Origin of the sequence: Mycobacterium sp. E1715 (genome assembly GCF_001667625.1) — a bacterium.
Taxonomy (GTDB): domain Bacteria; phylum Actinomycetota; class Actinomycetes; order Mycobacteriales; family Mycobacteriaceae; genus Mycobacterium.
In genome coordinates this window covers 1-20,100 of sequence record NZ_LZJJ01000453.1, presented here as the reverse complement: position 1 = coordinate 20,100, position 20,100 = coordinate 1, and the positions used below count along the sequence as shown (strand labels likewise).

18 protein-coding genes and 1 riboswitch are annotated in these 20,100 nt (G+C 70.1%); of the genes, 10 read left to right on the top strand and 8 right to left on the bottom strand.

What is annotated here, in order from left to right; genetic code table 11:
• The first annotated feature begins 55 nt into the window (after positions 1–55).
• Entirely contained in the window at positions 56–2,179 is a 2,124-nt protein-coding gene (locus A9X03_RS22865; protein WP_068263173.1) for an AAA family ATPase, read from the top strand.
• Positions 2,180–2,262: 83 nt separating this feature from the next.
• On the opposite strand, the gene dapE is transcribed toward A9X03_RS22865, so the two are convergent.
• Entirely contained in the window at positions 2,263–3,327 is a 1,065-nt protein-coding gene (gene dapE, locus A9X03_RS22860; RefSeq protein WP_068263169.1) for a succinyl-diaminopimelate desuccinylase, read from the bottom strand.
• 104 nt (positions 3,328–3,431) lie between these two features.
• Here dapE and dapD point away from each other — a divergent pair, with 104 nt between their 5' ends.
• Positions 3,432–4,385: a 2,3,4,5-tetrahydropyridine-2,6-dicarboxylate N-succinyltransferase gene (gene dapD, locus A9X03_RS22855; protein WP_156746640.1), complete on the top strand. Its 954-nt coding sequence runs from the start codon at positions 3,432–3,434 to the stop codon at positions 4,383–4,385.
• Positions 4,386–4,391: 6 nt separating this feature from the next.
• On the opposite strand, the gene A9X03_RS22850 is transcribed toward dapD, so the two are convergent.
• The 4 genes from A9X03_RS22850 to A9X03_RS22835 all read right to left on the bottom strand — a co-directional run bounded on the left by A9X03_RS22850 (position 4,392) and on the right by A9X03_RS22835 (position 9,760).
• Positions 4,392–5,687, bottom strand: a complete 1,296-nt coding sequence (locus A9X03_RS22850) for an MFS transporter (protein ID WP_068263164.1) — start codon at positions 5,685–5,687, stop codon at positions 4,392–4,394.
• 85 nt (positions 5,688–5,772) lie between these two features.
• Complete coding sequence (locus A9X03_RS22845) at positions 5,773–7,194, bottom strand: acyl-CoA synthetase (protein WP_067785461.1); 1,422 nt, start codon at positions 7,192–7,194, stop codon at positions 5,773–5,775.
• A 29-nt stretch (positions 7,195–7,223) separates the two neighbouring features.
• On the bottom strand, positions 7,224–8,132 hold the full coding sequence (locus A9X03_RS22840; protein ID WP_067760957.1) for an alpha/beta fold hydrolase: 909 nt from the start codon (positions 8,130–8,132) through the stop codon (positions 7,224–7,226).
• Positions 8,133–8,290: 158 nt separating this feature from the next.
• Positions 8,291–9,760, bottom strand: a complete 1,470-nt coding sequence (locus tag A9X03_RS22835; RefSeq protein ID WP_067785488.1) for an aldehyde dehydrogenase family protein — start codon at positions 9,758–9,760, stop codon at positions 8,291–8,293.
• Positions 9,761–10,120: 360 nt separating this feature from the next.
• Between A9X03_RS22835 and A9X03_RS22830 the strand changes: the two genes are divergently transcribed.
• Genes A9X03_RS22830 through A9X03_RS22810 form a run of 6 tightly spaced genes read left to right on the top strand, consistent with a single transcriptional unit; the run spans position 10,121 to position 13,448 of the window.
• Positions 10,121–10,666, top strand: coding sequence for a MaoC family dehydratase N-terminal domain-containing protein (locus A9X03_RS22830; protein WP_067785458.1), 546 nt, complete (start codon positions 10,121–10,123; stop codon positions 10,664–10,666).
• Positions 10,666–11,076: a Zn-ribbon domain-containing OB-fold protein gene (locus A9X03_RS22825; protein WP_067755730.1), complete on the top strand. Its 411-nt coding sequence runs from the start codon at positions 10,666–10,668 to the stop codon at positions 11,074–11,076. Before A9X03_RS22830 ends, A9X03_RS22825 begins: the two co-directional genes overlap by 1 nt.
• An 8-nt stretch (positions 11,077–11,084) precedes the next feature.
• Positions 11,085–11,213, top strand: coding sequence for a hypothetical protein (locus A9X03_RS30645; protein WP_255369330.1), 129 nt, complete (start codon positions 11,085–11,087; stop codon positions 11,211–11,213).
• Positions 11,210–11,665 (top strand): MaoC family dehydratase, encoded by a 456-nt coding sequence (locus A9X03_RS22820; RefSeq protein WP_067755733.1) that lies wholly within the window; start codon positions 11,210–11,212, stop codon positions 11,663–11,665. The genes A9X03_RS30645 and A9X03_RS22820 overlap by 4 nt, the downstream gene beginning before the upstream one ends.
• Positions 11,662–12,831, top strand: a complete 1,170-nt coding sequence (locus A9X03_RS22815; protein WP_067755736.1) for a lipid-transfer protein — start codon at positions 11,662–11,664, stop codon at positions 12,829–12,831. Before A9X03_RS22820 ends, A9X03_RS22815 begins: the two co-directional genes overlap by 4 nt.
• Before the next feature lie 11 nt (positions 12,832–12,842).
• The gene (locus A9X03_RS22810) at positions 12,843–13,448 is read left to right on the top strand and encodes a TetR/AcrR family transcriptional regulator (RefSeq protein ID WP_369807427.1); all 606 of its coding nucleotides are present in this window, start codon (positions 12,843–12,845) and stop codon (positions 13,446–13,448) included.
• 66 nt (positions 13,449–13,514) lie between these two features.
• Here A9X03_RS22810 and A9X03_RS22805 read toward each other — a convergent pair whose 3' ends face one another.
• The 3 genes from A9X03_RS22805 to pruA all read right to left on the bottom strand — a co-directional run bounded on the left by A9X03_RS22805 (position 13,515) and on the right by pruA (position 16,966).
• Positions 13,515–14,261, bottom strand: coding sequence for an MBL fold metallo-hydrolase (locus tag A9X03_RS22805; protein ID WP_067755742.1), 747 nt, complete (start codon positions 14,259–14,261; stop codon positions 13,515–13,517).
• 111 nt (positions 14,262–14,372) lie between these two features.
• Positions 14,373–15,335 carry a proline dehydrogenase family protein gene (locus A9X03_RS22800; protein WP_067755745.1) on the bottom strand — a complete coding sequence of 321 codons (963 nt, stop codon included), beginning with the start codon at positions 15,333–15,335 and terminating at the stop codon, positions 14,373–14,375.
• Positions 15,335–16,966, bottom strand: coding sequence for an L-glutamate gamma-semialdehyde dehydrogenase (pruA, locus tag A9X03_RS22795; RefSeq protein WP_067755748.1), 1,632 nt, complete (start codon positions 16,964–16,966; stop codon positions 15,335–15,337). Before pruA ends, A9X03_RS22800 begins: the two co-directional genes overlap by 1 nt.
• Positions 16,967–17,047: 81 nt before the next feature.
• Between pruA and A9X03_RS22790 the strand changes: the two genes are divergently transcribed.
• Positions 17,048–18,625: a CdaR family transcriptional regulator gene (locus tag A9X03_RS22790; protein WP_067755751.1), complete on the top strand. Its 1,578-nt coding sequence runs from the start codon at positions 17,048–17,050 to the stop codon at positions 18,623–18,625.
• Positions 18,626–18,666: 41 nt separating this feature from the next.
• Positions 18,667–18,849, top strand: a riboswitch (cobalamin riboswitch).
• Positions 18,850–19,016: 167 nt separating this feature from the next.
• Positions 19,017–20,100, top strand: a 1,084-nt coding sequence (locus A9X03_RS22785; protein ID WP_068263158.1) for a PPE family protein, incomplete at its 3' end; no start/stop codon positions are given.

Genomic DNA, 20,100 nt, shown 5'->3' with positions numbered 1-20,100 from the left:
GAAAGGTAGACCAAGCTTGCTGCGGGCCGCATACCGCGCGCAATAAAATCCGGCGATGCCGATTCGATGGAACGTCCCCCAGCACGCCTCGGCCCTGGAGCGGCTGGCCGCGGCGCTCGCGACGGGGAGGGGTGCGGTCGTCCTCGGCCCGGACGGTTGCGGCAAGTCCACCTTGGCCCAGATGGCCGCCGAGGACTTCGGCCGCGACCACCCGGACACCCGCGTCCGCTGGGTCACCGGCACCCCGACCGAGCGGGCGGTGCCGTTCGGCGCCTTCGGCCACCTGGTCGAGATCGCCGACATCGGCAAGCCGGCCGCGCTGTTGCGCGCCGCCCGGGCGTCACTGGACGGCACCGGGCACGGGGATCTTCTGCTCGTCGTCGATGACGCCCACGACCTGGACATCCTGTCGGCGACCCTGGTGTACCAGCTGGCGCTGGCCGGCAGGGCCAGGCTGATCGTCACCGGCCGCGCCGCGTCGTCTCCCGAGGCCATCGCGGCGCTGTGGACCGATCGCGTGCTTCCGAGAATCGACATCGAACCGACCGGCGGGATGACCACGGCTGCCGAGGTCGACGCGTTCCTCGCCGAAATCCCCGCGGCGGCCCGGGCGGTGCTGGACTACCTCGCCGTCTCGGAGCCGCTGTCGCTCGCCGACCTGGGCGCCCTGACCGGCGCGGACGCGGTCCGCGAGGCCACCGACTGCGGGGCGGTGGAGACGCGGGCGCGCGGCGGGGAGTCGGACGAGCCGGTGGTGTACACGGCCCACCCGCTGTTCGCCGAGCGGGCGCGCGCCGCGCTCGGCGGCGACGCCGCGCGGCAACGGCGCACCGAGTTGGTGCGGCTGCTGACGCAGCACTCGCCGGACCACCTCAGCGACCGGCTGCGGTTGGCGTCACTGGCCCTGGACAGCGACGCCCCCCAGCCGACCGCCGAGGTGGTGGCCGCCGCGCAGCAGGCGCTGCGGCTGGGCGACCTGGCCCTGGGCGAACGGCTGGCCTCCTCGGCGCTGGAGCGCTCCGGCGGGCTGGCCGCACGGCTGGCGCTGGCGCACGCCCTGGGGTGGCAGGGCCGCGGCCGCGAGGCCGACGCGGTGCTGGGCGGGCTGGACCCCGCCGCGCTGACCGAAGCCGCGCTCATGGACTGGGCGCTGCTGCGCGCGGCCAACCAGTTCTGGATGCTCGGTGAGCCCGAGCGGGCCACCGCGTTTCTGCGCACCGTCCGCAATCGCGTCGCGGACGCTGGCGCCCGTACCACCCTGGACGCGCTGAGCGCCACATTCGCGATGAACGCGGGCAACGTCGGGCACGCCGTGAAGGTCGCCGGCGAGGTGCTGGCCGCGCCGGACGCCGACGACCAGGCGGTGGCCTGGGCGGCCAGCGCGGCGGCGCTGTGCGCGGCGCGGCAGGGGCGTTTCGACGACGTCGAGCCGCTGGCCCAGCGCGCCCTGGCCGCCGAACATCCCGGGTTGCTGCGTTTCACCATCGGGTTGGGGCAGACCACCGCGCTGTTGATGGCGGGCCGGCTCGAGGCGGCCCGCGAACTCGCCCAGCAGTTCACCGATTTCGCCGAGTTGCAGCAGCCGGGCCGCGCGATCGGCGAGGTGCTGCTAGCCCATGTGTTGCTCGCCGACGGTGAATTCGCCCGGGCCGCCGCGCTATTGGGCCCGGCGGCCGCGACGCTGGAACGCACCGGCTATTCGTGGGGGCCGCTCTCGCTGACGTTGTTGGCCACCGCCCTGGCCCAGCAGGGTGATATCGCGGCCGCGGGAAAAACGTTGGGAAGGGCCGAATCCCGGCACGGTACCAAGTCGGCGCTGTTCGCGCCGGAGCTCGGCGTCGCCCGGGCGTGGCGGCTGGCCTCGATGCGTGACGCACACGGTGCGGTGGCCGCCGCCCGCGATGCCGCCCGCATGGCCGAGCGCGGCGGTCAGCGGGCGGTGGCGATGCGCGTGTGGCACGAGGCCGTGCGGCTCGGCGATACCCGCGCGGCCGATCCGTTGGGCCGGCTGTGTGACGAGATCGACTGCGCGGCAGGCAAACTCGCGCTCGCCCACGCGCAGGCGCTGGCGGCCGGCGACGGTGCGGCGCTGCTGGCGGCGTCGGACGACCTGGCCGCGGTCGGAATGCGCGCGGCGGCCGCCGACGCGGCCGCGCAGGCGCGGCGGTGCGCGGGCTGACTAACCGCGAGCGTCACGCCAGCGCGACCGCCCGGCGCCGAGCGTCACGCTGGCGGGACGCTCGGCGACCGGCCAGCGAAAGACTATCCGCCGAGGTAGCCGCGCAGCATGTCCACCGCGGCGGTGATGTTGGCGACCGGGACGCTCTCGTCGCGCCGGTGCGCGAGGTTGGGATCGCCCGGGCCGAAGTTGACGGCCGGGATGCCCAGCGCGGCGAACCGCGCGACGTCGGTCCACCCGTACTTCGCCCGGACGTGTCCCCCGGCGGCCTCGACCAGCGCCTTGGCCGCGGGCTGCGACAGCCCGGGCAGCGCGCCCGCGGCGGCGTCGGTCTGCTCGATCCGCACGTCGAGCCCGTCGAACACCTCGTGCACGTGCTGCAGCGCCGCGGCCACCGACCGGTCGGGCGCGAAGCGGAAGTTGACCGTGACCGCGGCCGCGTCGGGGATGACGTTGCCCGCCACGCCGCCGTCGATGCGGACGGCGGACAGGCCCTCGCGGTATTCGCATCCGTCGATGTCGACGGTGCGCGCGGAGTAGGCGGCCAGCCGGTCCACGACGGCGCCGAGCTTGTGAATGGCGTTGTCGCCCAACCACGGCCGCGCCGAGTGGGCGCGCGTTCCGGTGGCGCTGATCACGACGCGCAGCGTGCCCTGGCAGCCGGCCTCGATGTAGCCGCCGGTGGGCTCGCCCAGGATGGCCACGTCGGCGGACAGCCAGTCGGGCAGCTCGCGCTCGATGCGGCCCAAACCGTTTGCCGCCGCGTCGATTTCCTCGCAGTCGTAAAACACCAGGGTCAGGTCGTGGACCGGTTCGGCCACGGTCGCAGCCAGATGAAGGAAGACCGCGTCACCCGACTTCATGTCGGCGGCGCCGCACCCGTACAGGTCGCCGTCCTCGAGGCGGCTGGGCAGGTTGCCCGCGACCGGGACGGTGTCGAGATGTCCGGCCAGCAGGACTCGCGACGGCCGCTGGCGGCGGGTGCGCGCCAGCACGGCGTTGCCGTTGCGGACGATCTCGAAACCGGACGTCTGGGCGCGCAGCGCGGCCTCCACCTCGTCGGCCAGGCGCGCCTCGTCTCGTGATTCGCTGGGGATGTCGACCAACGCCGCGGTCAGCTCGATCGGGTCCCCGCGCAAGTCCAGCACGGGTCCAAGGGTAATGGGTCGCCCTCATTCGGCGAGCAGACGCACAATCGCACTATCGGCCGCCTTCGGATGCGATTCTGCGTCTGCTCGGCGGCCCAAGTAACCTGACCGCCGTGACTGGAGCTGTGGGCATCGGACTGGCGACGCTGGCCGCCGACGGATCGATCCTCGACACGTGGTTTCCCGCACCGGAACTGACCGAATCGGGCACCGGCGGCACGTCTCGGCTGGCGTTGTCGGACATCCCGCCGGAGCTGGTGGCGCTGGTCGGCCGGGACGACGACCGCGGCACCGAGACCGTCGCGGTGCGGACGGTCATCGGCTCGCTCGACGACGTGGCCGCCGACGCCTACGACGCCTACCTGCGGCTGCATCTGTTGTCGCACCGGTTGGTGACGCCGCACGGGCTGAACGCCGGCGGCCTGTTCGGGGTATTGACCAATGTCGTGTGGACTAACCGCGGTCCGTGTGCGGTCGACGGGTTCGAGGCCGTCCGGGCGCGGCTGCGCCGGCACGGGCCCGTGACCGTCTACGGCATCGACAAGTTCCCGCGGATGGTCGACTACGTCGTGCCGACCGGGGTGCGCATCGCCGACGCCGACCGGGTGCGCCTCGGCGCCCACCTGGCGCCCGGTACGACGGTGATGCACGAGGGCTTCGTCAACTACAACGCCGGCACCCTGGGCGCGTCGATGGTGGAGGGCCGCATCTCGGCCGGCGTGGTGGTGGGCGACGGTTCCGACATCGGCGGTGGGGCGTCCATCATGGGCACGCTGTCCGGCGGTGGTACCGAGGTCATCTCGATCGGCAAGCGGTGCCTGCTCGGCGCCAACGCGGGGCTGGGCATCTCGCTGGGCGACGACTGCGTCGTCGAAGCGGGCCTCTACGTGACCGCGGGCACCAAGGTCGCCACGCCCGACGGCCAGCTGCTGAAGGCCCTGGAGCTGTCCGGCGGCAACAACCTGCTGTTTCGGCGCAACTCGGTCAGCGGGGCCGTCGAGGTGGTGGCCCGCGGCGGTCAGGGCATCGCCCTCAACGAAGACCTGCACGCCAACTGAGCGCGGCTAGACGTCCGCGGCGACCTTCTCCGCGGCGGGGACGGCGCCCAGCGTCGTTCCCCTGGTTTCGGGCAGCAGATAGACGGACGCGAAACTGGCCACCACCAGCGTGGCCATCATGAGCCCGATCGCCCAGCTGCCGTAGGTCGCCAGCAGGGTGCCGGCCATCAGCGGCGGCACGGCCGCCCCGAGGACGCCGGCCAGGTTCATCGCCACCGCCGCGCCGCTGTAGCGGTAGCGGGTGGCGAACAGTTCGGGCACGAACGCCGCCGTGGGACCGTTGGCCACCGCCGCCGCGCCGAACATGCCGACGATGGCGACGACGTACAACACCGGCCTGCGGGCGTCCAGCAGCGGGACGACCGCGAACGCCCACGGCAGGCACGCCACCAGTCCGCACAGCATCACCCGGCGCCGCCCGACCCGGTCGGAGATCCACGCCGAGAACGCGACGAACACCATGCTGGTGAGCCCGCCCAGCGCGCCGACGCCCCAGATGAAGCTCCGCGAGTAGCCCAGCTGGTTGTGGGCGTACATGACGAGGAAGGTGTTGCCCAGGTAGACGAAGCCCATGCCGCCCAGGAAGCTGCCCGCGACGAGGACGATCTCCCGCCGCTGTAACCGCAGCAGCTCCGCGAGCGGCGCCTTGGGTATCAGGTCGCGGGCCTTCTCCTCGACGAAGAGCGGAGTCTCTTCAATGTTCAGCCGCACGTACAACGCGATGCCGATCAGCCCGCTGCTGATCAGGAACGGGACCCGCCATCCCCACGCCATGAACGCCGGGCTGTTCTCCCCCATGGTGACGTTGACGGCCAGAAACGTCAGGCTGGCGAGGATTCCGGCGGTGCCGCCGCCGAGCAGGGTGAACATGCCGTACCAGCCGCGCTTGCCGGTCGGGGCGTACTCGGCGCTCAGCAGGACCGATCCCGCCCACTCGCCGCCGACCGCGAACCCCTGCAACAGCCGCAACACGATCAGGATCAGCGGCGCCGCGATGCCGATCGACGCCGTGCTGGGGACCATACCGACGCTCACCGTCGAGGCGCCCATGATCAGCAGCGTGGCCACCAGCGTCTTCTTGCGGCCGAGCCGGTCCCCGAAGTAGCCGAAGACGGCCGCCCCCAGCGGGCGGGACAGGAACGCCGTTGCGAACGTCGCCATGGCGGCGACGGTGGCCAGCGTCGGACCGAGCGCCGGGAAGAACACCGTGGGAAACACCAGCGCCGCCGCGGTCCCGTAGATCAGGAAGTCGTAGAACTCGATGGCCGAGCCGACGAGGCAGGCGGCGGCAATCCGCCGCATGGGGGTGGTGGGCCGGTGCACGGTTACGACGGTAGGTGAAGCTTGCCGGTCACGCTCGGCGCTGAAGCTGGCAACTTGCTGCGTGTCAGCCGTCGGCCAGCAGCTGTTTTTTCAGTACCTTGCCCATCGCGTTGCGGGGCAGCGCGTCCACCAGGCGCACCTCGCGTGGCCGCTTGTGCACGGAAAGCTCTTGGGCGACGTGGTTGATCAGGTCGTCGGCGTCCAGACCCTCCGCGCCGACGATGAACGCGACGATCCGCTGGCCCAGGTCTTGGTCCGGCATTCCGACGACCGCGGCCTCGCGCACCCCGGGATGGCCGAGCAGCGCCGTTTCGATCTCACCGGCACCGATCCGGTAGCCGCCGGACTTGATCAGGTCCACCGACTCGCGGCCCACGATGCGGTGCATGCCGCCGCCGTCGATGACGGCCACGTCACCGGTGCGGTACCAGCCGTCGGCGTCGAACGCCTCGGCGGTGGCCTCCGGCCGGTTCAGGTAGCCGTCGAACATCATTGGGCCCCGAACCTCAAGGCGCCCAACGGTTTCCCCGTCGTGCGGCACCGGGGCGTCATTCTCGTCGAGCAGTCTGGTCTGCACGCCGGTGAGCGGCAGACCCACCCAGCCGGCGCGTCGCTCGCCGTCCGCGCGGGTGGACAGCGTGATCAGCGATTCGGATGCTCCGTAGCGTTCGACCGGCTCATGCCCGGTCAGCCCGGCCAGCCGGTCGAACACCGGCACCGGCAGCGGTGCGCTCCCGGACACCAGCAGCCGCGCCGGGCGCAGCGCCCGGGCGGCGGCCTCGTCTCCGGCCACCCGCGACCACACCGTGGGCACCCCGAAAAACAGCGTGCCGCCCACGTCCGAACAGGCCTGCGCGTAATTCGCCGGTGTCGGTTTTCCGGTGTGCACGAAGCGGTTTCCCATCCGCAGCGACCCGAGCAACCCCAGTACCAGCCCGTGCACGTGAAACAACGGCAGGCCGTGCACCAGCACGTCGTCCGGTGTCCACTGCCAGGCCTCCGCCAGGGCGTCGAGGTCGGCGGCGATCGCGCGCCGGCTCAACACCACGCCCTTGGGCAGCCCGGTGGTCCCGGAGGTGTAGATGATCATCGCGGTGGCGTCGGGCGACGGCTCGGGGTAGCGGTGCCAGGACCGGGCGTGCAGCCGCACCGGGATGTGCGGCAGCCCCTCCGACTCGTCGGGGACGGGGCCGAGCCAGGCCCGCACCCCGGAATCGGTGAGCATGTGGCGGCGCTCGGACGCGCCGACGTCGGCGGGCACCGGGACGAACGGCACGCCGGCGATCAGGCAGCCGGTGACCGCCAGCACCGTCGACGCGGTCGGCGTGGCCAGGATCGCGACCCGCTGTGCCCCGGCGACCCGCTCGGCCACCGAGGTGGCGGCGCCGACCAGGTCGCTGCGGCTCAGCACGGCGCCGTCGATGCGCACCGCGTCGGCGATGTCGGTGGCGTTGACCGCCGCGGGATTCAGGGACGCCAGCAGCACTTCAGCAGGCTACCCGGCGGCGGGGAGGGTCAGCCTTGCTCGTCCCAGATCTTGGTCAGGGTGGACAGGATCTCCTCGCCGCGGCCCAGGCCGCCGAGGTGGCTCTCGCCCGGCAGCACGATCAGCTCGCAGTCGGGCAGCAGGGACACCACGTGCTCGCCGTGCGCGAACGGCACGATGTGGTCGCTGTCGCCGTGCCACCAGCGGACCGGGACCTTGACCTCGTCGAGCCGGAATCCCCAGTCCTGGGTGAACAGGATGATGTCGTTGAACGGGGCCGCCAGTTGCTTGCGGCTGCCGTTGAGCAGGTCGTCGAGGAACATGGCGCCGAACTCCGGCCGGGTCAACAGGCGCCGGTCGCCCTCGGGCGATATCGCGGCGTAGAGCAGCAGCCCGGGGTTCGCGACCGGGCGGATCATCCGGATGACCAGACTCGCGCCGATCCGCAGGGGATCGCCGCCCAGCTTCAGCAGGGGCGCCATCCGCTTGCCCAGGTTCATCAGCCCGCTGGTGATGCCCTCGTCGCCGAGGAAGGGCGCGACGCCGCCGAGGATGCCGGCCGCCACGACGCGATCGGAGAGCACGGCGGCGGCCGCCAGCGCGTAGGGGCCGCCGCCGGACAGGCCGATGACGGCCATCTTGTCGATGCCCAGCGTGTCGGCGATGGTGCCCAGGTCGTCGGCGAAGGCCCGGATATTCGGATAGCGGTGGGGCGTCGAGGAGCCGGTTCCGGGACGGTCCAAGCCGATCAGGCGGATGTGATGGTTCTCGGCGTAGACGCGCGCCTCTACCGGGATCTGCCGGCGGGCGCCGGGCGTTCCGTGGAACCAGAACATCGCGCGCCCCTGCGGGTCGCCGAATTCGGCGAAGCCGATCTGGCGGTCCTCCCCGACGGCAATGTTTCCTTCGAGCTTCGGGCGGGCGATCTCGATGACCATGCCAGCAGCCTCGCATGTGACGGGCCGTTTACGAAATGCTCACGGCTCCGGCGTTGAGCGGCAGCTCACCGATGACCCGTTCGGCCAAGGACAGGCCTAGGCCGGCCCGACCTCCTCGGTGGCGAGTGCGACGACGTGGATCCCCGCGAGCGGCTCCGTCACGCCGGAACTCCGATGGCCTTCACCTCCATGTACTGATGCAAGCCGCTGATCCCGCCGCTCTCCCGGCCGAACCCGCTCAGTTTGAAGCCGCCGAACGGCGCGTCGCCCGGCCCGATGCCGTTCACCGCGACCTGGCCCGTGCGCATGCGCCGGGCGATCGCCACAGCCCGGTCGACGTCGGCGCCCCATACGGCGCCGGACAGCCCGTAGCACGAGTTGTTCGCGATCGCGACGGCGTCGTCGTCATCGCGGTAGCGCAGCACCGAGAGCACGGGGCCGAACACTTCCTCCTGCGCGATCGTCGAATCCGGTTGCACGCCGGTGAGAATCGTCGGTTCGAAGTAGTAGCCGACGTCCAGGCCGACCGGGCGACCGCCGCCGGTGGCCAGCGTCGCGCCGTCGCGGACCGCGCCGTCGACGTGCGCCTGCACCCGGTCGCGTTGCGCCGCGCTGATCAGCGGGCCCATTTGCACCGTCGGGTCGGTGGGGTCGCCTACCTTGACGTCGCGGGCCAGCGCGACGAGCCGATCGACGACGTCGTCGTGCAGCGAATCGGGAAGCAGCAGCCGGCTGTGCAGGATGCAGGCCTGCCCGGCATGCAACGAGCAGCAGTCGAACAGCATCTGCCGCAGCATGTCGTCGGTCACCTGCGTGTCGTCGAGGATGATGCTGGCCGACTTCCCGCCGCACTCCAGCAACAGCCGCTTCATGGCGTCGCCCGCCGACCGCATGACTTCGCAACCAACGGCGGAACTGCCGGTGAAGCTGATCATGTCGATGCGCGGATCCGTCGTGAGCAGCTTGGCGGCCTCGAGGCCCGACGGCGTGACGACATTGACCACGCCGGGCGGGATGTCGGTCTCCTCGTCGATGATGCGCGCGAGCGCGAGCCCGGCCAGCGGCGTCAGCGGTGAGGGTTTGAGCACGACGGTGTTGCCCGCGGCCAGCGCGTTGTTCACCTTCATGACGTTGAGGCAGTGCGGGAAGTTCCACGGCGTCAGGATCGAGACGACGCCGAGCGGCTCGTGGCGCAGCAACGTCGTTCCGGCGCCGATCCCGGTGACCGGCTGGTCGATCAGCTTGGTGGCGAGCTGGGCGGCATGCATGGACATGTAGCCGGCGCCGTCGATCTGCATCATCCGCTCGTTTGTGACGCAGCCCCATTCGACCTGGGACAGCGCGAAGATCTCGTCGGCGTGCTTGAGCAGGGCCTCACCCAGCTGGTTCAGGCAGCCGGCCCGCTGATCCGGATCCCTTGTGCCCCAGGGCCCGTCGTCGAAGGCCCGGCGGGCTGCGCCGATGGCCGCGCCGACCTGGGCGACGCTCGCGTCGGGGGCGGTGCCGACGGGTTGTTCGGTGGCCGGGTTGATGTCGTCGTAGCGGCCGCCCTCCGGCTCGACCCATCTGCCGTCGATGTAGAGCTGATAGGTGTCGACAAGGGATCGCTGAGTCTGTAGCTCGGTCATGCGCTTCCTCACCCGAACGTCGGTCATCTAACCACTTGGTGTACACCCGCGCTCCCGTGCGGTCAATCATCAACCACGCGAATTGCACACCGTTTTCGCGCTTCGTATCGGTGTTGACAGGGACGGCGCGCCGGGGTAAACACAAGGCCGCAAGACACATCACCCCAATGTGTCGGAATGGTTATTCCGGGAGGCCGCCGTGCGGACCGCTTTTCCACCGCGATTCCTTCCCTTCCCGACGCGCAATCCTTCCCAGGTGTCGCGGGAGCCGCGACGGGCGCCGGTCTACTTGGATGACGTCATCTGAACTTTCGTTCTCGTGGCCTTCGCGCCAAAGGAAAACTAGGAGGACAGCCACAAGTGACCGACTCAGACACCGTCAGCGCCAAGGTCAAGGCCCTGGTCGGTCAACCGACCGGCGGCACCGGAAAGCCCTCGCTGGCCCCAGATCCGGTCAACCAGCCGATGATCCGGCACTGGGCGTACGCGATGGCCGACATGAATCCCGTCTACCTCGACCCGGAGTTCGCCGAGAGATCGCGGTTCGGAGGCATCGTGTCGCCGCCGGTGATGCTGCAGACCTGGACCATGCCGTCACCGCTCCTGGAGGGCATCGGCGAGCGCGGTGGCGCTCCCGTCGAAATCAAAGGCAACCCAACGGCGTTCCTGGACGAGGCCGGTTACACCAGCACCGTGGCGACCAACTCGGAGTTCGAGATCGAGCGTTACCCGCGCCTGGGCGACATCATCAGCGCGACGACGGTGTACGAATCGGTCTCCGAGGAGAAGAAGACGGCGCTGGGCACCGGCTTCTTTTTGACCTGGCTGACGACCTACACCGACCAGAACGGAGAAGTTCTGGGAAGGCAGCGATTCCGGGTGCTGCGATTCAGGCCGGAGCGCTGATGGCGACCCGACTTGCGCCGGCCATCACCAAGGACACCGAGTTCTTCTGGAACGGGTTGCGGGACAACAAGCTGCTGATCCAGCGCTGCGGCGGATGCGGACAGCTGCGCCACCCGCCCCGCCCGATGTGCCCCCACTGCCGTTCCCTGGACTGGGACACCGTCGAGTCGTCGGGGCGCGGCACCGTCTACAGCTACGTGATGCCGCACGAACCGAAGTTCCCGTTCTTCGACTATCCCTACGTCGTCGTGCTGGTGGAACTCGAAGAGGGCGTGCGGCTGGTATCCAACCTGACCGGCATCGACCCGGCCGACGTGAGAACGGGGATGCCGGTCGAGGTGTGTTACCAAAGTTTCGACGGTCCTGGCTCCGAAGACTTGGTGCTGCACCAGTTCCGGCCGGTTGGGTAGGCGGGGGCATGGACTTCACCTTCACCGAAGAGCCTGAGACCGAATCCTGGGCCGCGGAGGCCGGCGCGCGCGTCGCCGCGACCGCTCGGCACGTCCACGGCGGCATCGGCGCGACGTATTCGGAAGGACTTTCATGACGACCACCGCGAGCCGCACCACCACCCTGCGCTGGGCGGACATCTCCATCGGCGACGAGGTCACCCCGCTCGAAGTCCCGATCACCACAACGATGATCGTCGCCGGGGCGATCGCGACCCGCGACTTCATGCCCGTGCACCACGACCGCGACTACGCCAACAAGCAGGGTTCGCCCAACCTGTTCATGAACATCCTGACCACCAACGGCTACTGCGTCCGGTTCCTCACCGACTGGGCCGGACCCGAAACGATGGTCAAGAAGCTGTCGATACGCCTTGGCGTGCCGTGCTTTCCGGACGACCCGCTGCGCTTCACCGGCAGTGTCACCGGGAAGACCGAGGGCACCGGTGGTGAGAACTTCGTCGAGGTGACGTTCAAGGGTTCGAACAGCCTGGGTGACCACGTCTCGGGCACCGCGGTCCTCAGCCTGCTCGACGAGGCGGGCGCATGAGCGGCTCGCTGCCGGGCGCCGCCGCCATCGTCGGGATCGGCCAGACCGAATTCTCCAAGGAGTCCGGCCGCAGCGAACTGCAATTGGCTTGCGAGGCGGTGAGCGCCGCACTCGACGACGCCGGACTGGCACCCAGCGACGTCGACGGCATGGTCACCTTCACCATGGATTCCAGCGATGAGATCGAGATCGCGCGCAACGTCGGCATCGGTGACCTGAGCTTCTTCTCCCGCGTGCACCACGGCGGCGGGGCCGCGGCCGGTACCGTCGTGCACGCCGCGATGGCCGTCGCGACGGGCGTCGCCGACGTGGTGGTGTGCTGGCGCGCCTTCAACGAACGCTCCGGCATGCGGTTCGGCGGCAGCGGGCGCACCGACCTCGGAACCCCTTTGTTCATGGCGCATTACGCGCCCTTTGGCTTGCTCACCCCCGCCGCGTGGGTCGCGATGCACGCCCAGCGTTACATGTCGACCTACGGCGTCACGAACGAGCTCTTCGGCCGCATCGCGGTCGTGGACCGCACACACGCGGCCCGCAATCCCGACGCCTGGTTCTACCAGCGCCCGATCACACTGGAAGACCACCAGAATTCGCGTTGGATCGTCGAACCCGTGCTGCGGCTGCTGGATTGCTGCCAGGAGAGCGACGGCGGGGTCGCGCTCGTGGTCACCAGCGCCGAACGCGCGCGCGACCTCCGGCAGCCGCCGGCAATCATCACCGCGGCCGCCCAGGGGGCGGCCGCCAACGGCGAGATGATGACCAGTTACTACCGCGACGACATCACCGGCCTGCCCGAAATGGGTGTGGTCGCCCAGCGGCTGTGGCGCGACTCGGGCCTCAAGCCGCAGGACATCCAAACCGCCTTCATCTACGACCATTTCACGCCGTTCGTGTTCACCCAGCTGGAGGAACTCGGATTCTGCGGGCGCGGCGAGGCGAAGGACTTCGCCACCGTCGAGCGGCTCTCGCTGGGCGGAGAGTTCCCGATCAACACCAACGGCGGACTGCTCGGCGAGGCCTACATCCACGGCATGAACGGCATCACCGAGGGGGTGCGCCAGGTGCGCGGCACGTCCTACAACCAGGTCGACAACGTCGAGCACGTCCTGGTCACGTCGGGCACCGGGGTGCCCACCAGCGGTTTGATCCTCGCGCCCTCGGATTAGAGGATGTCGTGATGACGGAAGCGGCACAGGCCATCGAAACCCGCGAGCTGATCGTGGAATCCGCGTACGCCTGTTTCGGCAAACAGGGACTGCAGAAGGCGACGATAGTAGACATCGCCAGGACGGCAGGCGTTTCCCGCAGCACCATCTACGAGTACTTCAGCGACAAGGCCGCGATCATCGAGGCGTGCGCCGAACACGCCTCCGAGCGGTTCTATCGGGAGATGTCAAAGGCCATGGACCGGGGCGGTTCACTCGAGGAAAAGCTCAGCCAGGCAGCGGTTTTCGTAACCCAGGCGCGGCGGTCCATCGCGTCCGAGAAGTACTTCGACGAGGACGCGGTCAGCCTGTTGCTGACCAAGGACGCGGCCGTGCTGCTGCGTGAGTGCGTCGACTTCTTCGCGCCCTACCTGTCGGCCGCGCGGCTCACCGGCGAGGTGCGCAAGGACCTCGACGTCGAGGCCGCCGCGGAATGGTTTGCGCGCATCCTCTTCTCGCTCTTCAGCACGCCGTCCTCGATGCGCGACATGGACGATCCCGAGGTGGCGGCCGAGTTCGTGCGCGCGCACGTGGTGCGTGGCTTCGCGGGCGACCGGCCGCGGCCGCGCCGCGGCTAGCGGCTCCCCAGCTTTGAGCTGTGCGTCCGGGGCGGTGACTGTCGGCGTTTCGCCACCCTGGCGACATCAACGACGCTGTTGCGGCCACACGGTTTCCGCGGCATGAACCGGTCGCCCATGGCCGGGCAAGAGATGCGCAACCGGCAACTCTTCCAAGCGCTTTCGCGTGGCGGCGGCGCTGACCGCGTCGACGATTTCCGGCGTGTGCCAAACCTTGCCGCGCACGGTCAGCACAGCGTCACCCGAGAGCAGCGTGCGCGTCGTCGGGTTCCACAGCGCGATGCTGTCGTCGGTGTGACCGCCCGCGTTGATGACGGTCCACTCTGGCGCGCCGGGCAGCGACTGGCCGTCGGTCAGTCCGCCGCGGGGCGATGCTCCCGTCCAGCGCATGCCGGCCGGGGTGCCGTACCCCGCCAGCCGGGCGCCGCCCAGGAACCCGCTGAAGCCGACGCGATCGAGCGGCTGATCGATCAGGGTGGGCCAGATGCTCGCGGCCCGGCCGAGAGTCGGCGTGCGCGGCTTCGCCCCGTCGAGATAGGTAAGCGTGCGGGCGGGCAACCAGATGGGGGCGGGATAGCGGGCGGCCAGTTCGGCGGCGCCGGCGACGTGGTCGCTGTGTCCATGCGTCGCCACCACGGCGTGCACCGTGCCGCCGAGCCGGTTCAGCATCCCCGCCAGATCGCCGGCGACCCGGGGCAATCCGGCGTCGACCACCACCGCGCCGTCGCCGCCGTGCAGGACGTAGCAGTTGAAGACCCAGCGCGAGACCCGGGTGATACCGAGATCGGGCATCTCCTCGATGACCAGGCTCATGGCCGAAAGGCTACGCCCGTTGGTGCGCTGCGGGCTTTTACCGTGCGGTCAGGGCGGCGACCGTCGGCGTGTCGTCACCCGGCCGACACGGTCGAAACCCTCGACGCGCACTCAGTGCCCGCGCTGCGCCAGAGCCCGCAGAAAGAACGTCAGGTTGGCGGGCCGCTCGGCCAGCCGGCGCATGAAGTAGCCGTACCACTGGGTGCCGAACGGCACGTACACGCGGACCTGGTTTCCCGCTTCCGAAAGGCGGCGCTGCTCGAGATCACGGATGCCGTACAGCATCTGATGCTCGAAATCGGCTGCGGAGCGGCCCGCTTCGCGCGCCAGCGCGGGCACCGCCTCGATGATGGCCGGGTCGTGGCTGGCCACCATCGGGTAGCCCGAGCCGGCCATCAACACCCGCAGGCAGCGCAGGTAGGCCTCCATCACGGCGGCGGAGTCGCGATGGGCGACCGCCGCCGGTTCGTCGTAGGCGCCCTTGCACAACCGAATCCGGGCTCCCGTCGCCGCAAATTCGGCACAGTCGGCGAGGGTGCGCCGCAGGTAGGCCTGCAAAGCCAGGCCCAGCCAGGGAAAGTCGAGCCGCAGATCGCGCACGATCGACAGCGTCGAATCCGTCGTGGTGTGGTCTTCGGCGTCCACCGTGACCCACACGCCGGCCCGCCGCGCCGCCTCGCAAATCGCGTAGGCGTTCTCCCGGGCGACCTTCTCACCGTCGCGCCCCAGCGCCTGCCCCAGCGCCGACAACTTCAGCGACACCTCGAGCGGCCGAACGGGTCCGCCGTCGTGTAACCGGGCCAGGTGGTCGATCAGATCGAGGTAGACCCGCACCGCCGCGTCGGCGTCGGCCGCGTCGGTGACGTCTTCACCCAGATAGTCGATGCTGACCAAGCGGCCCGAAGCGCGAAGCGCCGCAACGCTGTCCAGTGCGCTCCCGATCGTCTCGCCGGGCACGAAGCGATGCACCACGCGGCGGGTCACCGGCAGCCCTTCGGCGGCGCGCCGCAATCCCGATCGCCGGCTGGCGGCCATGATCGCCGGCCGCAGCGTGCTGGCGAACAGCCCCGGCATCAGTCGGCCGCCATGTGCGGATACGTGTGCTGGGTCGCCGGGACGAACGTCTCCTTGAGGGTGCGGGCCGAGGTCCACCGCAGCAGGTTCAGCACCGACCCGGCCTTGTCGTTGGTGCCCGAACCGCGCGAGCCGCCGAACGGCTGGCGCCCGACGACCGCGCCCGTGGGCTTGTCGTTGACGTAGAAGTTTCCGGCGGCGAAGCGCAGGCGCTCCTGCGCGGTCAGCACGGCGTCGCGGTCGTCGGCGATGACCGCACCGGTCAGCGCGTACCGCGAGCCGGTGTCGATGACATCGAGGATTCGTTCGTAGTCGTCGTCGGGGTATACGTGCAGCGACAGCAGCGGACCGAAGTACTCGGTGGCGAACGACTCGTCGGTGGGGTCGTCGGAGAGCAGCACCGTGGGGCGCACGAAATAGCCGACGCTGTCGTCGTATTCGCCGCCCACCGCGATGGTGACGTGGGCGGCGCTCTTCGCCCGCTCGATGGCGTCGACGTTCTTGCTGAACGCCCGCCGGTCGATCAGTGCGCCGCCGTAGTTGGTCAGGTCGGTGATGTCGCCGTAGCGCAGCGCGGCCGACTCGCCCAGGAATTCGTCGCCCATCCGCCGCCAGACCGAATGCGGGACGAACGCCCGCGACGCCGCCGAGCATTTCTGCCCCTGGTAGTCGAACGCACCGCGAATCAGCGCGGTGCGCAACACATCCGGCCGCGCCGAGGGGTGCGCCACCACGAAATCCTTGCCGCCGGTCTCGCCCACCAGTCGCGGATAGCTGTGGTAGCGGCCGATGTTGGCGCCCACTTGCTGCCACAGGTGCTGGAAGGTGGCCGTCGAACCGGTGAAGTGGATGCCGGCCAGCCGCGGGTCGGCCAGCGCGACCTCGGAGACCGCGAAGCCGTCACCGGCGACGAGGTTGATCACGCCGGGCGGCAACCCGGCCGCCTCGAGCAGCCGCATGGTCAGATAGGCCGACAGCGTCTGGGTGATCGACGGCTTCCACACCACCGTGTTGCCCATCAGCGCCGGCGCGGTCGGCAGGTTGCCGGCGATCGAGGTGAAATTGAACGGCGTGATGGCATAGACGAAGCCGTCCAGCGGGCGATAGTCGCTGCGGTTCCATTCCCCGGGTCCGCTGATCGGCTGCTGCGCCAGGATCCGGCGCGCGAAGGCCACGTTGAAGCGCCAGAAGTCGATCTGCTCGCAGGGCGAGTCGATTTCGGCCTGGTAGGCGGATTTCGACTGGCCGAGCATCGTCGCCGCGGCGATCTTCTCCCGCCACGGCCCGGCCAGCAGATCGGCGGCCCGCAAGAACACGGCCGCGCGCTCGTCGAAAGGCATTGCCGCCCAAGTGTGCTTGGCGGCGGTGGCGGCGTCGATCGCCGCTACCGCCTCGGCGTGGCCGGCGTTCGTCAGGGTGCCCAACCTGGCGGAATGACGATGTGGCGCAACGACGTCGACGCGGTCACCGTCGCCCATCCGGTGTCTGCCGCCGATGACGTGCGGGAGGTCGATGGGCTGGTCGGCGAGCGCGGCCAATTCGCCGCGCAACCGGCCGCGTTCGGGCGAGTTCGGCGCATAGTCATGGACCGGCTCGTTGGCCGGCAACGGCACCTCGGTGATCGCGTCCATGTTGCCAGGATCCTCGCCGTGCCGACTCCCCGAGTTAGCCGATCGGACAAGATAGTGCCGTTGCGGTAGTACGATCGGACAATGGCGGGTGTGGGTCTGGGGCAGCTGCTGCTGGCGCTGGACGCGACCCTGGTCAGCCTGGTGGAGGCGCCGCGGGGCTTGGACCTTGCGGTCGGCTCGGCGGCGCTGATCGACAGCGACGACGTGCGGCTGGGGTTGGCGGCGGCCGCGGGCTCGGCCGACGTGTTCTTCCTGCTGGGGGTCGCCGACGACGAGGCGCTGCGGTGGATCGCCAAGCAGGCGCGCGAGCGCGTTCCGGCGGCGATCTTCGCGAAGGAGCCGTCGACCGCGTTGGTGAGCGCGGCGGTCGGGGCGGGGGCGGCGGTGGTGGCCGTCGAGCCGCGGGCGCGCTGGGAGCGGCTCTATCAGTTGGTCAATCACGTGCTGGCGCACCACGGCGACCGCGCGGACGCGGCGGAGGACTCGGGCACCGACCTGTTCGGCTTGGCGCAGTCGCTGGCCGACCGCATCCACGGCATGGTCAGCATCGAGAATGCCCAGTCGCACGTGTTGGCGTATTCGGCCTCCAACGACGAAGCCGACGAGCTGCGCCGGCTGTCCATCCTGGGCAGGGCGGGGCCGCCCGAGCATCTCGAATGGATCGGCCAGTGGGGCATTTTCGACGCGCTGCGAGCCGGCGACGGGGTGGTCCGAGTGGCCGAGCGCCCGGAGTTGGGTCTGCGCCCCCGGCTTGCCGTCGGGATCTACCAACCCGACGCGCGGCGGCCGCCGGAGTTCGCCGGCACCATCTGGGTGCAGCAGGGCAGCCAACCCCTGGCCGACGACGCCGAGGAGATCTTGCGGGGCGCGGCGGTGCTGGCCGCGCGCATCATGGCGCGGTTGGCCGCCCGGCCGTCCACCCACGCGCGGCGGGTGCAGCAGCTGTTGGGCCTGGTCGACGGCGAACCCGACGTGGATGCGGTCGCCCGCGAACTCGGCCTCGCCGCCGACGACACCGCGGCGCTGATCGGCTGGGACGCCGGGGACGACATACCGCGGCAGGTCCGGCTCGCCGACGTGATGGCGCTGAGCGCCAGCGCTTTTCGCCAGGACGCCCAGGTGGCCTCTCGCGGGTCGCGCATCTACGTCCTGCTGCCCCAGACACAGGCCCGCGCCGTGTCCTCGTGGGTGCGCGGCACCGTCGCGGCAATGCGCACGGAGCTCGGGGTGCAGCTGCGGGCCGCCATCGCCGCACCGGTCGCCGGCCTCGCCGGAATCGCCGGCGCGCGCGCCGAGCTGGACCGCGTGCTGGACAGCGCTGCGCGCCATCCTATTTCGATTCCGCAGGTGACGTCGCTGGCCGAGGCGCGCACCACCGTCCTGCTCGACGAGATCGTCACCCTGATCGGTCGCGAGCGGCGCCTGACCGACCCGCGGATCGTCGGCCTGCGGGCCGACGATCCCGTCCTGGCCGAGACGCTGCGCGTGTATCTGGACGGTTTCGGCGATATCGCGTCCGCCGCGCGGGAGTTGCGGGTGCACCCCAACACGGTTCGCTATCGCATCCGGCGTATCGAGAAGTTGTTGGACACATCGCTGGCCGATCCCGAGGCGCGGCTGCTGTTTTCGCTGGCACTGCGAGTAGCCGAAGGCGGCTGACGTGGTTTCGCCGAGGACTTTGCCGGGGTTTGCCAACCTGCGGTCGCGACCCATGCGACAATGTCACCCGTAAGGTGATGACGATGCAGGAAGCCGGTGCGAATCCGGCGCGGTCCCGCCACTGTCATCGGGGAGCGACCCTCAAGAGCCACGGCTGAAAAGCTGGAAGGCGAGGCGAGCGGCGATCCGAGAGCCAGGACACTCGCGTCATCGCGTCCTGCGACCCGGGGCGGTGCACCCCGAGAGAGCTGTCACTCACCATGTCCCGTCTCCAGGCATGGGTGGCCGTCGACGCCACCACCGATTCGGCGCCCCAGCGCCACGCTCACACCCGACCCGCCCGCATGATCTGCGCGGCAACGGCTTTGACCACTCCCCAAGGCGGCGGCCGATGACCGCCCCGATCTGGATGGCCTCCCCTCCCGAGGTGCACTCCGCGCTACTCAGCGGCGGACCCGGGCCGGGCCCGCTGCTGGCCGCCGCGGCGACCTGGAGCTCGCTGAGCGCCGAGTACGGCCAGGCCGCCGCCGAGCTGACCGCGCTACTGGGCGCGGTGCAGGCCGGGGCTTGGGACGGGCCGACCGCGGATGCCTACCTGGCCGCGCACACGCCGTATCTCGCGTGGCTGGCGCGCGCCGGCGCCGACGGCGCGGCCATGGCCGCCCAGCACCAAGCGGTGGCCGCCGCCTATTGCGCGGCGCTGGCCGCCATGCCGAGCCTGCCCGAGCTGGCCGCCAACCATGCCACCCACGCCGTGCTGGTGGCGACGAATTTCTTCGGCCTGAACACCGTCCCGATCGCGCTCAATGAGGCCGACTACGCCCGGATGTGGACACAGGCCGCCACCGTGATGAGCGTCTACGAGGGCACCGCCGCCGCTGCGGTAGCCGCCGCCCCGGAAACGACGCCGGCCCCCCAAGTCATGGCCGCCGACACGCCGGCGGCCGCTTCCTCCGTGTCGCCGCTGCCACCCGACCGGCAGAACGAGGTGCTCGACTGGCTGGAGCGGATCGGCTTCATCGACTTCTACAACAGGTTCATCCAGCCGTTCATCGATCTGCTGATGAACAACCCGTTCTTCAAAACGCTGTTCTCGGGGTTCGACCCGTGGCTGCCCGTCCTCGGCAATCCGCTGAGCTTCCTCAACCCGTTCAACATCGCGTTCGCCCTCGGCTATCCGATGGATTTCGGCTCGTACTTCGCCTATCTGGCGCAGACCTTCTCGTTCATCGCGGCCGACCTCGCCGCGGCGTTCGCTTCGGGCAATCCCGCGACCATCGCCTGGACCTTGTTGTTCACCGCCATCGAAGCCATCGGCACGATCATCACCGACACCATCGCGCTGATCAAGACGTTGCTCGAGCAGATGATCGTGCTGATCCCGGTCATCGTGCCGCTGCTGACCGCGTCGGTGATTCCGTTGGTGGTTCCCGCCCTGGCCGGTGGTCTCGCCGGCCTGACGGGTTTGGCTGGGC